General features: G+C 60.4%; 11 protein-coding genes. 7 read left to right on the forward strand and 4 right to left on the reverse strand.

Translation table 11 applies throughout. The features are described 5' to 3' along the window. Nucleotides 1-27: 27 nt before the first annotated feature. Nucleotides 28-2586: an ATP-dependent Clp protease ATP-binding subunit gene (locus tag JOE62_RS03025; RefSeq protein WP_204720224.1), complete on the reverse strand. Its 2559-nt coding sequence runs from the start codon at nt 2584-2586 to the stop codon at nt 28-30. Between the two features lie 129 nt (nt 2587-2715). Next, nucleotides 2716-3390, reverse strand: coding sequence for a response regulator (locus JOE62_RS03030; RefSeq protein ID WP_204720226.1), 675 nt, complete (start codon nt 3388-3390; stop codon nt 2716-2718). Nucleotides 3391-3702: 312 nt separating this feature from the next. Here JOE62_RS03030 and JOE62_RS03035 point away from each other — a divergent pair, with 312 nt between their 5' ends. Both JOE62_RS03035 and JOE62_RS03040 read left to right on the forward strand, forming a co-directional pair. Further along, nucleotides 3703-4887, forward strand: coding sequence for a sensor histidine kinase (locus tag JOE62_RS03035; RefSeq protein ID WP_204720228.1), 1185 nt, complete (start codon nt 3703-3705; stop codon nt 4885-4887). A 350-nt stretch (nt 4888-5237) separates the two neighbouring features. Then, nucleotides 5238-5858, forward strand: a complete 621-nt coding sequence (locus tag JOE62_RS03040) for a malonic semialdehyde reductase (protein ID WP_204720229.1) — start codon at nt 5238-5240, stop codon at nt 5856-5858. A 66-nt stretch (nt 5859-5924) separates the two neighbouring features. Here JOE62_RS03040 and JOE62_RS03045 read toward each other — a convergent pair whose 3' ends face one another. Continuing rightward, complete coding sequence (locus JOE62_RS03045; RefSeq protein ID WP_204720231.1) at nt 5925-7130, reverse strand: hypothetical protein; 1206 nt, start codon at nt 7128-7130, stop codon at nt 5925-5927. 323 nt (nt 7131-7453) lie between these two features. On the opposite strand from JOE62_RS03045, the gene JOE62_RS03050 reads away from it, so the two are divergent. After that, nucleotides 7454-8731, forward strand: coding sequence for an NAD(P)/FAD-dependent oxidoreductase (locus JOE62_RS03050; protein WP_239543160.1), 1278 nt, complete (start codon nt 7454-7456; stop codon nt 8729-8731). Nucleotides 8732-8835: 104 nt separating this feature from the next. Here the strand turns inward: JOE62_RS03050 and JOE62_RS03055 are convergent, their stop codons facing one another. Continuing rightward, nucleotides 8836-9690, reverse strand: a complete 855-nt coding sequence (locus tag JOE62_RS03055; RefSeq protein ID WP_204720235.1) for an NAD-dependent epimerase/dehydratase family protein — start codon at nt 9688-9690, stop codon at nt 8836-8838. 126 nt (nt 9691-9816) lie between these two features. Here JOE62_RS03055 and JOE62_RS03060 point away from each other — a divergent pair, with 126 nt between their 5' ends. The 4 genes from JOE62_RS03060 to JOE62_RS03075 all read left to right on the forward strand — a co-directional run bounded on the left by JOE62_RS03060 (nt 9817) and on the right by JOE62_RS03075 (nt 12780). Further along, nucleotides 9817-10386 (forward strand): MFS transporter, encoded by a 570-nt coding sequence (locus tag JOE62_RS03060; RefSeq protein ID WP_204720237.1) that lies wholly within the window; start codon nt 9817-9819, stop codon nt 10384-10386. Continuing rightward, nucleotides 10299-11003: an MFS transporter gene (locus JOE62_RS03065; RefSeq protein WP_204720239.1), complete on the forward strand. Its 705-nt coding sequence runs from the start codon at nt 10299-10301 to the stop codon at nt 11001-11003. Before JOE62_RS03060 ends, JOE62_RS03065 begins: the two co-directional genes overlap by 88 nt. Nucleotides 11004-11081: 78 nt before the next feature. Next, on the forward strand, nt 11082-11498 hold the full coding sequence (locus JOE62_RS03070) for a translesion error-prone DNA polymerase V autoproteolytic subunit (RefSeq protein WP_204720241.1): 417 nt from the start codon (nt 11082-11084) through the stop codon (nt 11496-11498). After that, the gene (locus tag JOE62_RS03075) at nt 11488-12780 is read left to right on the forward strand and encodes a Y-family DNA polymerase (RefSeq protein WP_204720243.1); all 1293 of its coding nucleotides are present in this window, start codon (nt 11488-11490) and stop codon (nt 12778-12780) included. The genes JOE62_RS03070 and JOE62_RS03075 overlap by 11 nt, the downstream gene beginning before the upstream one ends. Nucleotides 12781-12821: the final 41 nt, after the last annotated feature.

The raw sequence follows: 12821 nt of genomic DNA on the forward strand, positions 1-12821 counted from the left end.
ACCAGCGCCTCAACTGGCGACGCCGACTCAGCTATCGAAGTAGCTTGGCGCATGCTCGCTGTGGGCAGGTGGCGTCGGCAGGTCGACTTTCTTCTGCACCTTCAGCTTGTCCGCGACATAGTCCACCGACACAGTATCGCCAGCGGCAAGCGCATCGCTGATCAGCAGGTCCGCAATGGCATCTTGTACCTTGCGCTGCACCAGCCGGCGCAGCGGGCGGGCGCCAAACTCGGGATCGTAGCCTTCGCCAGCCAGCCACTGCACGGCAGCGTCGCTCACCTCCAGCTTCAGCTCCTGGTCTGCCAGCCGCGCCTCGGTCTCAGCGATGACCAGCTTGACGATCTGGCCGATTTCCGATGGCGAGAGCTTGGAGAACAGCAGCACCTCGTCCAGGCGGTTCAGGAACTCCGGACGCATGAACTCGCGGACCTTGCCCATGACCTTGGCGCGGATCTCGCCGTTTTCGCCGGCCGCATTCGCGGAAGTGAAGCCGAAGTTCCCTGCCTTGTTGGCCAGGTACTCTCCGCCGAGGTTGCTGGTCATGAGGATCAGCGTGTTGGAGAAATCGACGGTGCGGCCGGCCGAATCGGTCAACCGGCCGTCATCGAGCACCTGCAGCAGCACATTGAACACGTCCGGGTGGGCCTTCTCGATTTCATCGAGCAGGACGACCGAGTACGGGTTGCGGCGGATCTTCTCGGTGAGCTGGCCGGGCTCGTCGTGGCCAACGTAGCCTGGAGGCGCACCGATCAGGCGTGCCACGGTGTGCTTCTCCCCGTATTCGCTCATGTCGATGCGCACCAGCGAATCAGCCGAGCCGAACAGGTTTGCGGCCAGGGCCTTGGCCAGTTCGGTCTTGCCAACGCCGGTTGGGCCCAGGAACAGGAACGAGCCGATCGGCCGGCCGGCCGGGGACATTCCGGTGCGGTTTCGGCGTACGGCGCGTGCCACAGCGGCAACGGCATCGTGCTGGCCGATGACCGAGGCATGCAGCGAATCTTCCAGCGATGCCAGCCGCGCCTTGTCGTCGCCCGAGATGCGCGAGGTGGGAATGCCGGTGGAGCGGGAGATCACTTGCGAAATCTGCATTTCGTCCACCACGCGGGTCACTTCGGCATCGCCGGATTCCTCGGCGGCCTTGATGCGCGCGGTCATTTCCGCGATGTGGTCGCGCCATGCGCCAGCTTCCTCGAAACGCTCCTCGCCGATGGCGCGCGACTTCTCGCGTTCGGCATCCACCAATTCGGCGCGCAAGGACTGAACGTCCTCGGCATCTCCCGCGGCGATGGAGCGGCGGGCGCCGGCGATGTCGATCAGGTCGATGGCCTTGTCCGGAAGCTGCCGGTCGCTCAGGTAGCGGGCAGAGAGCGTCACTGCGGCCTTGAGCGCTTCGGGGGTGTACTGCACCTGGTGGTGCTCCTCGTAGGATTCGCGCAGCCCTTCCAAGATGGCCAACGCGGTTTCCTCCGAGGGCTCGGCGACAGTGACCTTGCCGAAGCGCCGTGCCAGCGCGCTGTCCTTCTCCACCTTGCGGAACTCATCCAGCGTGGTGGCGCCGATCATGTGCAACTCGCCGCGCGCCAGGCGCGGCTTGAGGATATTCGCGGCATCCATGTTTCCGGACTCGCCGGAACCAGCACCGACCAGCAGGTGCATCTCATCGATGAACAGCAGCACCTGGCCTTCGGCAGCGGCTACTTCGTCGAGCAGGCCGGTCAGTCGCTGTTCGAAATCGCCGCGGTAGCGGGTGCCGGCGAGCATGCCCGGAAGGTCCACCGAGATCAGGGCCGCATTGCGCAGCTGCGCTGGAACCTCGTCGTCGATGATGGCTCGGGCCAGGCCTTCGGCAATGGCGGTCTTGCCCACGCCGGCCTCGCCGATCAGCACTGGGTTGTTCTTAGTGCGGCGGGCCAGGATCTCGATTACCTGGTCCAGTTCCTCTTTGCGGCCGATCACCGGATCGATCTGGCCGTCTGCTGCCAGCAAGGTCAGATCGGTTCCGTAGCGTTCGAGCATGGACACGTCGGACTCGGCATCGTTCTGGTTCTGGGCATCATTGCTGCCCCGCTGGGCCTGCTCCATGGCAGCTTGCTGCAGCGACTGTCCGGTGACGCCATGCTGGGCCAAGAGCTGGCTGACCGGCGATTCCGGATTGAAGACGAAGGCCAGGAAAAGGTGATCCGGGTCGATGTAGGTCGAGCCGTAGTTGCGGGCAACCTGATAGGCGTCAAAGAGGCTGCGCTGGGCTGCCGACGAGAGGCGGGACGGCTTCTCGTCCCGCTCCTGTGCCTTGGGCATGCGTGCGATGGCGTCGGCACTCAAAGCCTCGATGTCGATTCCCATGGCGGTCAGGTGCTCGCCAACTGGTTCGGTGCGCAGCAGAGCCATCAGCAGATGCAGCGAATCGATCTCGTCATGGCCGTGCTCTTGGGAAATCGCTGCCGCGGTGGCTACCGCTTCGTGGGTACGGGCAGAAAGCAGACGCGTGATGTCGATGGGGCGCGCAGCTTGGGCTCGCGACGACAGGAACCGAGAGAGGAATTCCTCAAACGAGCCATCTGACGGTGCGCCGAAGAATGCTGGCAAGTGAGCCTCCTAATAGAAACTTGAGCGGTCTATGCTCATGTTCAACGCATACGGCGCGCAAATATTCCCGGACCAAGCGGGCGAGGTGCCAAAGTGGTTGACCTCACTCAAATAGCAGGCAGCCAGCGGCTAGTCCTTCGGGATTTCGATGAGACCCATGCGGGCGGCGGCAACCAATGCCTGGACCCTGTCGCGAACATCCAGCTTAACGAAAATCTTGGCCATGTGGGTTTTAACTGTTGTCTCGGAAATAGCCAGAGTTCTTGAAATCTCGGTGTTGTTTAGCCCTCGGGCCAAGAGCTTTAAAATTTCGAATTCCCGATTGGTGATTCCCAGGTCGTAAGCAAGGTCTTGAATGTCCTGGGAATTGTCGCGGTAAGCCTCGCGAACGGCAGAAACGAGATCGGAAGAAACCGACGGGGAAATGGCTGCCGTTCCTTGATGAACGGCATGAACCGCGCGGATAATTTCATCCGGTTCAGAATCCTTGACCAAGTACCCACTGGCCCCAGCGGTCAGAACAGGAACCAGATACTCATCCGAAGAAAAGGCTGTAATAGCAAGCACTGATGGGCTGTCTTCAACGGATTTGATGGCTTTAGTAGCACTAACTCCATCCATAATTGGCATCTGCAAATCCATGAGCACAACGTCTATTTGATGGTCCTTGCAATACTCAACGGCGGCCCGCCCATTTTCAACAGAATTAACCGTTACAATTCCGCTATCTGTTGCTAGGATTGTGCCCAACGCATGACGAATAAGGGGTTCATCATCGACGATAAGAACCTTGATCTTTTCCATTTGATTCCTTTGATCGATGGCGAAGTCCCTGCAACGTCCTGCTCACCTGAAAGTATATAAGCAGACGTGATGGGAGTTTGTTATGAAAGGTCTTAAAATGCTGGCAATCGCCGCATTGGCACTGTCGCCTGTAGCAGTGGTTGCTGCTCCGGCCTCCGCTGCTCCGGCATCGGCCATTAACGGCGGTTCGGTTGCCACGCCTGCTGGTTGGGGCACGGATTTTGCTGATTGGTTCTGCCGGAACTATGGAGTGGCCTGCCCCTAAGGCATCGCCATTTGACTTGACTGACATCGCCGTGAATCATTCGGCATATGAATGAACGACTCAAAGGCACCCTGGCCAGGCTTTTCGCTGGCCGGGGTGTCATTGTCTGGGTAGGGATCGTAGTGCTGCTGGCCGTGTCCAGCAGCGAGGTCATCACCCTACTGCAAGATGGCCTGGCAGATTCGACGGACCGTTCCGTTCGAGGCACCCTGGTGGGCCTTGGGCTCTGCGTCATCCTCTTCCTAGGACTGCGCTGGACCGCTGCCTCTCTGGGCCTGTTCGTTGCCGTGGCATTCTTCTTCCTGGCTGATGGCGTGATGTTCTTCTGGGCCATCGTGTCCTTCATGGCGTTTTCAGCATTGGCGGCCACTGCTTCGGCGCGCAGCATCCGCGCCGCCTACTTGACCCTCTGCCTGGCGTGGGCCGTGCAATTCGCCTTCCAAGCGCATAACGACGCTGTGCTTCTGATCGCGATTGTGCCCTTGGCAGCCATGGCCTATGTCGTGACGCGAAGCATCTACCTTTTGCGCGAGAAGAACGCTGTTGCGCAACAGCAAATGCAAACCGTCGAAGAACAGACTCGTCTTGCTGTCGACCGGGAGCGAAAGAATATCGCACGCGACCTGCACGACATTGTCGCGCATGACATTACGGTAGTGGCCATGCAGTCGAAAGCTGCGAAATTCGCCAACGATGGGCAGAAGGCTCTCGAAGCGCTCGATATCATCGCCAAGCTGAGTACTGAAACCTTGCATGACCTGCGCCTAATGCTCAATGTCCTGAGGGCTGACGGAACCATGGCTGATTCATTGTCACGCAGCAATGACAAGCCGGCTGCTACAACTGTTTATGCGCTTCAGGGTGTAGAACTTTTTGTCCAAAGGCTAAAGGATGCAAAATTCAAGGTGAGCTCCACCACGGATGAGAAAATTTCCGAATTGCCTCGTTCTGCCCAGGCTGCGATTTATCGGGTCATGCAAGAAGGTACAACGAATGTGATAAAGCACGGGGCTTTAGGCGCGAAGTGCACTTTCAACCTCACGGTCGTCGGAGCTGAAGCTGTTCTGGAAATTACTAATCAGATGGAGAATTCAGGCAAAAAGTCGACTGGGCTGCCGGAGGGCGGGACAGGGCTGATTGGCATGGGTGACAGGATGCGGGCATTCGGTGGAAAGTTTGCAACCAGTTCCGACAATGGCGTTTGGGCGCTGCGCGCAAGTATCCCATTCTGATTCCTGCCCTCCTACTAAAGTATGATTTCGGAATTTTGCAGGACGCGATAAGTTAGACATGTATCGGTGAAGACCGATCACCGAGAAGGTACTCGGTGGTGTTTTGCGAGTGGCATCACTGAGGATCCAAGGGTGATTAAAAGGTACGTTGCATTGCGTAAACGGACTGATCTTTCATCGGCGCTGTGCCCCCATCGCACGCCGCTGTCTGTCAGTAATGCAACGTACCTTTTATAACTTAACTCCAGCCCACAGTTCTGTGCGCTGACTCACATCTTAGCTTGGAATTGGCTTGAACGACGTGGCGTTGTGCCTAGGGAGAGAACTTCCCGTCTTGAAAGCGAGTGCGCATGAGCGTTCAGGCAGAAACCAACCTTTATGAATCGATGGCTATCGGCCAGGCAGCCGCAGATCAGCTGTTCTTCGAAGCCCGCAGCGCCAATTCGTTCAGTGATGAACCGGTGACCGACGACGTGCTGGACGCAATCTATGAGGCCATGAAAATGGGCCCGACCATGATGAACAACCAACCGTTGCGCATCACCTGGATCAAGAGTCCTGAAGCGCGTCAGGCAGTAGCGAGCACCATGCCCGGAAGCAATGCCGCGAAGGCGCTTTCGGCACCTGCCTTGGCTGTCCTATCTTTCGATACCGAGTGGCACGAGGAATTCGCGAATTTCTTCCCCCATGCTCCGGAACGCAAGGAGATGTTCCAGGACGCTGGAGTCCGCACCGCAGTGGGTAGCAATAATGCGTGGCTGCAGGCTGGCTACTTCATCATGGCCGTCCGCGCAGTTGGTCTGGCAGCTGGCCCGATGGGAGGCTTTGACAGCAACGCGGTAGATGCCGCGATTAACGCAGACAACAACCACAAGTCCTTCCTGATCGTCAATGTTGGCAAGCCGGGCGAGAACCCATGGTTTGATCGCCTGCCACGGCACGATGCCGAGTTGGCGACGCGCAGCATCTGATCGATGCTTCAACGATGAAGGTGCGGGAACGTGATCGTTCCCGCACCTTCATCGTTTTTTGGAGCCCTAAGCCTGAGGATCCGGTGCTTCTTCAGTGCCCTTCAATACGTGATCCGAAACCTTGGCCAGCGCGCGTTCCAGCGAAGAACGCAAGACAACGGGAACCGTGATCTCGTCGTTGATCTCGACAAGGCCTTCGCGTTCGAAAACCCGCAGCAGCGACTCGACCTGAGGGACCACCTCTTCGAGGCTGGCAATCAGGTGATGCTGCTCGGCGGGCAGGTCTTCTTCGGTTGGAACCTGCAACGCAAACTCGGCACGCGGCGGGGTTGATGATGCGGCATTGCTCAATACGCCGGCTACCATCTCGGCGATCTGCGCCTTGCCCGGCTCCTCCAAGGTGTTGATCAGGATATGCGAATAGAGAACCTCGGCAATCAGCTCCTTGACCAGGCGTGCGCCTTGCCCGCTGGATGCCAGCAGTGCATCGCTGAGCGACTCCGTGGGGGTCGCGTTCGGTGCCTCGTAGCGCAGCATGGCCGTGCCAATCAAGGCATCCCAATATGCCGACAGGCGTGGAACGTCGGCCAGCGATGAAACAATCGTGCCGTCTTCCGGCTCCCACTGGGAATCCTCTGGAATGCCGGCTGACTCATCTACCTTGACGAATAAGCCAAGTGCGCCGGCTGCATCCTGCAGCGTCTCGCCGGTGAGCACTCCAGCAGGGGTCGTTGGCTTGCCTTCGCCAACCCAGTCGATCAATTCGCGAGCCGCAAAAACAAAAGGCATCGCTTCGAGGCTGCCGTTGGCCTCGTCATCTTCGAGGTACGGGGCTACGATCGGAGAATCCCCGGCCATGCGGGAAAGGAATTCGAAGGTCTGCTTGAACTCATCCACGCTTCCGCCGAAATTAGCGGTCGTGCCCAGGAAGGTCAAGTAATGCTTGAGGATCGCAGCGCTGGCTTCCGAAACTTCCTTGCCCAGCGAGGTCAGGTGGCCGAGCTGCTCGCCCAGAATCGTCGGATCCAGGGTTTTGACGTCAACGCTTTTGCGCAGCTGGGCATGAACGGTCAGCAGGGTGGTCAGGCCTTCCAATGCTGCACGGGTCTCGCTGGCGGATTGGCCCTCTTCATGGAAGTGGCGGAAGAGCGAGGACTTGAATGGCTGAAGGGCTTGGCGCACTTCCGACTCGAAAGGCACGTTGCTGGCGCCGGTACGGCGGGCTGGGTGGCCCTGGGCAGGCTTCTTCTTTGCTGGTTTACGTGAGGCCATAAGTGTGGTGCGGTTCCTTAGAAATGGCTGATCGTCAGGGTTGGTCATTCGCTTGCCTCCAGTCTACGCAGGACGTGATTCGACAGAAGTTCCAGATGGCCATTGGTGACGCGGTCAATGGGGAAAGTTGTCATTCGCGGCCAAGACTTTGTTGGAAGTTCGGTATAAGCCGGAATTTTCCGCAAAAAGAGCGAACTTGGCGCCACTGTGGTGGCGCTCACCGTGGAATCGTCAGCACGCGTTGATTTTCCCTGGGGATCGCGCGACAGTGAACAAACGCGGGCTCGTGTGGAGAGCCCGTCGAAATGCTAGGAGAGTGGATCATGGCTGGAGGAAACGTGCCAGATCATGTCGTTGTTGTAGGCGCCGGCTTTGTTGGACTGTCGACCGCATGGTATCTGCAGGAAGCGGGCATTAAAGTCACCGTTGTGGACCGTGGCGGAGTCGCATCCGGATCCTCTTGGGGCAATGCCGGCTGGTTGACCCCGGCCCTGACCCTGCCTATTGCCGAGCCGTCGATTTTCAAGAACGGCCTGAAGATGATGCTTGATCCTGCATCGCCGCTCTACATCCCGCTGAAAGCCGATGCCAAACTGCTGCGCTTCCTCATCGGCTTCGCATGGCACTCGACCCCGAAGAAGTGGGAAGAAGCCATGCGGGTCTTCTCGGAAATCGGTGCAACCGGTCTGGATGCCTTTGACGAAATCGCGCAGTCGACCACAGCAGGACCTGGCGTGCAGGAGCTGACTAAGCCCGCTGATCCATTCTTGACCGGTTTCACCTCGCTCAGCGACCGTGATGCGCTGCTCCATGAATTTGAAATGATCGAGAAGACCGGCGGCAACGTCGACTACGCATTGCTCACCGGCGATGAGCTGCGCGGCATTGAACCGACCTTGTCCAGTAAGGTCGCTGCCGGTGTGGCCATCAAGAACCAGCGCTACATCAACCCGCCGAAGTTCATGGATTCGCTGGCCGAGTCCGTGATTGCCCGCGGAGGCGACATCATTGGCGCGTTCAATGTCACCGACGTGCGCGACAACGGCGGCTCGGTCACCGTCATCGGCTCCGAAGGTCGTGCAATCACTGCCGATCACGTGGTGCTGGCAACCGGCGCGTGGATGACCGACATGGCCAGCAAGTTCGGCGTGAACGTCGTGGTCCAGGCGGGCCGCGGCTACTCGTTCACCGTTGAGCCAGAGGACATGCCAACGCATCCGATCTACTTCCCAACCCAGCGCGTTGCCTGCACCCCGCTGGGCGATCGCTTCCGCATCGCCGGAACCATGGAGTTCCGCGACGCCAACCACAAGCTGGAGCCGAAGCGCATCGAAGCCATCGTTGCCACCGCGACCCCGGTCTACAAGGGCATCAACTGGGAGAACCGCAAGGAGGAATGGGTGGGTGGACGCCCATGCACCGCCGACGGCCTGCCTTTGATCGGCCAGACCGCATCGTCGCGGGTTTCGGTCGGTGGCGGCCACGGCATGTGGGGCGTTGCCCTTGGTCCGCTGACTGGCAAGATCCTGGCCGCCCAGATTGCCGGCCAGCAGGTTCCTGGCATTGCCCGGCACTTCAACCCGTTGCGCAAGGGTTTCTAGGCGTTTCTGTCCACACCCGGAATGAAATGAAGAGAACCGGCTTGCGGCCCATCGTTCGGATGCGCCGCAAGCCGGTTTACATTTATTGCTGTCCTTTTCGCGCTCTAGGGGTGCCGGGTGGATGCCCCGGCAAGGATCGCGCGGTAGCCCTCGGCATATCCCGGATACTGCAGTTCAAACCCGCTGGCGAGCAACCTGGCATTATCGAGCCTGCGGTCGGCGGCCCTTCGAGCTGGGGCCTGCCCCGCCATGTCCGGCTCCGGAAGATCAAGTTCCTTGGCCAGGAACTGGTAGATCTCGCCCAACTGGGTGGGGGTGCTGTCGCTGGCAAGGTAGAGGCCGGCAGCATGCTCGGCCAGCCCGGCGACGTGGACAATCGCCGCTGCCAGATCATCGCGGTGGATGCGGTTGGTCCAGTGGGACTGCGTTGGCAGTTGAGCGGTGCCCGCGCGGACTTGGTCAATCAAGCGCGTGCGGCCCGGACCGTAGATCCCGGAGGCCCGCAGGATGGTGACCGGCAGGCCGCTTCCGGCGAGCGTCTCCTCGGTTTGCGCAAGAACCTTCGCGGTGGGGGTGGATGGTGCCAGTGGTGCTGATTCGTCGACGAGTTCTCCGTTGCCGCCGCCCATGACCGCGGTGGAAGAGATATAGATCAGCCGGCGAAGAGCGGGGCATTGGGTTTCCAGCCGGGAAACCAGTTCCTGGGCGACCTGCAGATAGCTGCGCGTGTAGCCCTCGGCATCGCGGGTTGCTGGTACAGGGGTGAGCACGGCGATCTCGGTGCCGGGATCAATGCTTGGCCACTGGGACGCATCGAGCAGATCCACGCTGTGCCCGTCGAATCCGGCGGGCAGCTTGCTGCTGTTGCGCCGCCAAGCGGTGACGCGATGACCCTGCTGCTGGAAGCGCAGGCCTGCCTCGGTGGCGACATCTCCGCAACTGACCAGTAAAATTTTCACGAGACTCCTTGGATGTGCGATGTCCTTGGAGGTGGTTCCTCCTACCTAAAGGATAGAACCTTCAGGTCCATGCGGCATGTGCGAGGGGTGCAGGTGCGGTCGTCGGTGCGTTGCGTCCTGTTCTGCGTGATTACGCTGCTGTCCATGCTCGGTGAGGGGATGGCGCTCTTTGCCTTGACCCTTGAATCCGCGGACCAGCTGGGGTCCTGGGGCGTAACAGCATTATTCCTGATTGGCCTGGTTCCGCCGATCCTTGCCGCTTCGGCCATCGGGCGGTGGGTTGACGGCGCTGCCCTGTTCCGGGTGTGGATCCTGAATCTTGTCGTGCATATCGCGATTCTTGCGGTGATGGCTATTTTCTCCAGTATCCTCCTGAGTCTTGCCCTGATGTCCGTGGCCAGCGTTTGCGCGGTGATTAACGGTGCGGTGGTCTTCAAGATCATTCCGCGCATCCGCGGAGGCTTCACCCTTGCCCGTGCCAGCAGTTTCCTTGTCGTGGCTACCTCCCTGGCCGGGATTATTGCGCCGGCGCTCGCGTCGATCGCACACGCGAAGGCGGGGGCGGTGCGGTGCTGTGGTGCGCGGCTGCAGGATTTTTGGGATTGGCCATGGCAGCCGTTGTCCTGTCGCGCTCGCTGGCAGCTGACGGGCAGGACGAACGGCCAAGACCTGACCATGTTCCCGAAGGCGCGATAGCGGATCGCGGAGTCGTACTGACGGGCAATCCGCGACTGCGGATCCTGCTGCTGCCAGTGGCGGCGATCGTCCTGTTTACGGCAGCGGAAGGGGTTGCGGGGGTGTTCTACCTGCGCGAGATCACCGATAGCGACACGGGATATGCGGTGTTGCTCGGTGCATGGTCCGTCGGCGCGGTGCTCGGTTCACTGTTGGGAGGCAATCGGCGCTTCGGTGCCAGAAGTTCCCTGCCGATTTTGCTCGGTGGCGGGCTGGTGGGTGCAGCGATCCTCATCGAAGGGCTCTGGGCCAGCGCGGTCGGCTTGGCGATGGTGTTCCTGGCCGGCGGTCTGGGCAACGGGCTGCACAACACCGGTGTGCGCACTGCCATCTACGAGCATGTGCCGGAAAGCCGCCATGGCGCTGCCTGGGCCCAGCTGCGGATGCTCATCAACATCATGGTTGCCCTGGGCTACCTGACCGGCACCCCGGGACTGCTCGTGGGCCCCGCCCGCACGATCATCGTGATCTCTGGTGCCGTGACGTTGCTGGTGATCGTCCTGTCCGCGGTGCTCCTGGGTGGCTCGGCGCAGGCCGGCGTTCATGGGCAGCGCGCGGTGGCCGAGTCCGAGGGGTAAGCGCTCGCCGGAAGCGTGAAGCTGATTAACGCGCTACAATTCTAGTATTCGAATATTTGTACTAGAAAGTGGTGGGGTGTGGCTGAAGAGCATGAGCTGATGCCTCCGGGAGCATCCCAAGGGCCGGTGCAAGCGGTTTCGGCGATGGGGTTCCCTTCGCCAGCGCGCGATTACTTCGACGGCGGACTGGACCTGAACCGGTTGCTGGTCCGCGACCGGGTCTCCACCTTCATCATGCGCGTTTCGGGCCACGCGATGCAGTCAGCCGGGATCTTCGACGGCGATGAGGTGATTGTGGACCGTTCGCTTGCTGTGCGCCACGGTTCGGTAGTCATCGTCAACCTGAACGGGCAGATGCTGGTGCGCCGCTGGCAGATCGACGGCCAGCAGGTCGGGTTGCTCAGCGATGAATCGCCCTTGCCGGTCATCTTGGCCGAAGGCGATGAAGTCAGCGTCTTCGGCGTCATCACCAGGTGCTTGCATCATGTCCGCTGATCACGTCTCCCTGGTGGACGTCAACAATTTCTACGTCTCCTGCGAGCGGGCTTTCGACTACTCGCTGCGCAATCGCCCGGTGGTGGTGCTGTCGAACAATGACGGCTGCGTGGTGGCGCGTTCTCAGGAAGCCAAGGACCTGGGCATTCCGACCGGAGAGCCGTTCTTCAAGGTCCAGCGCTACATGGACTCGCACAACCTTGCGGTGCGGTCGAGCAACTATGAGCTGTACGGGGACATGTCTGCCCGGGTCATGGAATTGCTCGGGCGCTTCGGGACTTGGCATGAAGTGTATTCCATCGATGAATCGTTCGTCGGGCTGGAAGGCAACCTGGAGCAGGTGCGCAGCACCGCCGCCCAGATCCGTGCCGCCATCGACAAGACGATTGGCGTTCCGGTCTGCGTCGGTGTTTCATCCACCAAAACCCTGGCGAAGCTGGCCAACCACATCGCCAAGCACAATCCGGGGCTCGGAGGCGTCTGCGTCCAGCAGCTCATGGATCCCGAGGTCCTGGGCAGCATCATGAACCGGGTCCCGGTGACCGATGTCTGGGGTGTAGGGCGCAAAACCGGTGCCAAGCTTGCGGCCATGGGCATTGAAACCATCGCTGACCTCCAAACGGCCGACCCATTGGCGATCCGCAAGAAATTTTCAGTCGTCCTGCAGCGCACGGTATTCGAGCTCAATGGGCAACGCTGCATCGGTCCGGTGGAAGAACGCGCGGACCGCGGCCAAGTGATGTTCACACGCTCCTTCTCCACGCCGGTGCGCACCTATGAGGCGATGGAGGAAGTCATGTCCATCTATGCGCAGAAGGCCGCTAGCCGATTGGCAAGCGAAGGCCGCTACGCTTCACTGCTCACGGTCACCGCAGGCACCAGCCGCTTCGCGCGCGGAGAGGCGTCATTCCCCAGCGCCCAGGTGCGCCTGCCGCGGCCTACCCGGGATCCGATCCTGCTCAGCAAGCTGGCCATTGCCGCGATGCGGGATCTGATGCAACCGGGGATGGACTACGTTCGCGGGGGAGTGATCCTCTCCGGGCTCAGCGATACCCCGGGCGAGCAGCAGCTGGATCTCTTTGGCCAGAACGTTGACCCAGCTGCGCAGGAACAGGAAAATGTCTCCTCGGTTGTCCAGGACATTTCGCTTCGATTCGGCGCCAAGTCCATCGGCCTGGGGCATGCCGGATTGGCCAGGAGCCCCGAATGGTCGATGAAACGTGAGCATATCTCGCAGCGCTACACTACCGACTGGGACGAGCTGCTGGTGGTGCGCGCCTGAGGCCGGCCAACGGCAAAAATCGCGGCTCTACGGGAACTTCG

This window comes from Glutamicibacter nicotianae, assembly GCF_016907615.1.
Taxonomy (GTDB): Bacteria; Actinomycetota; Actinomycetes; order Actinomycetales; family Micrococcaceae; genus Glutamicibacter; species Glutamicibacter nicotianae.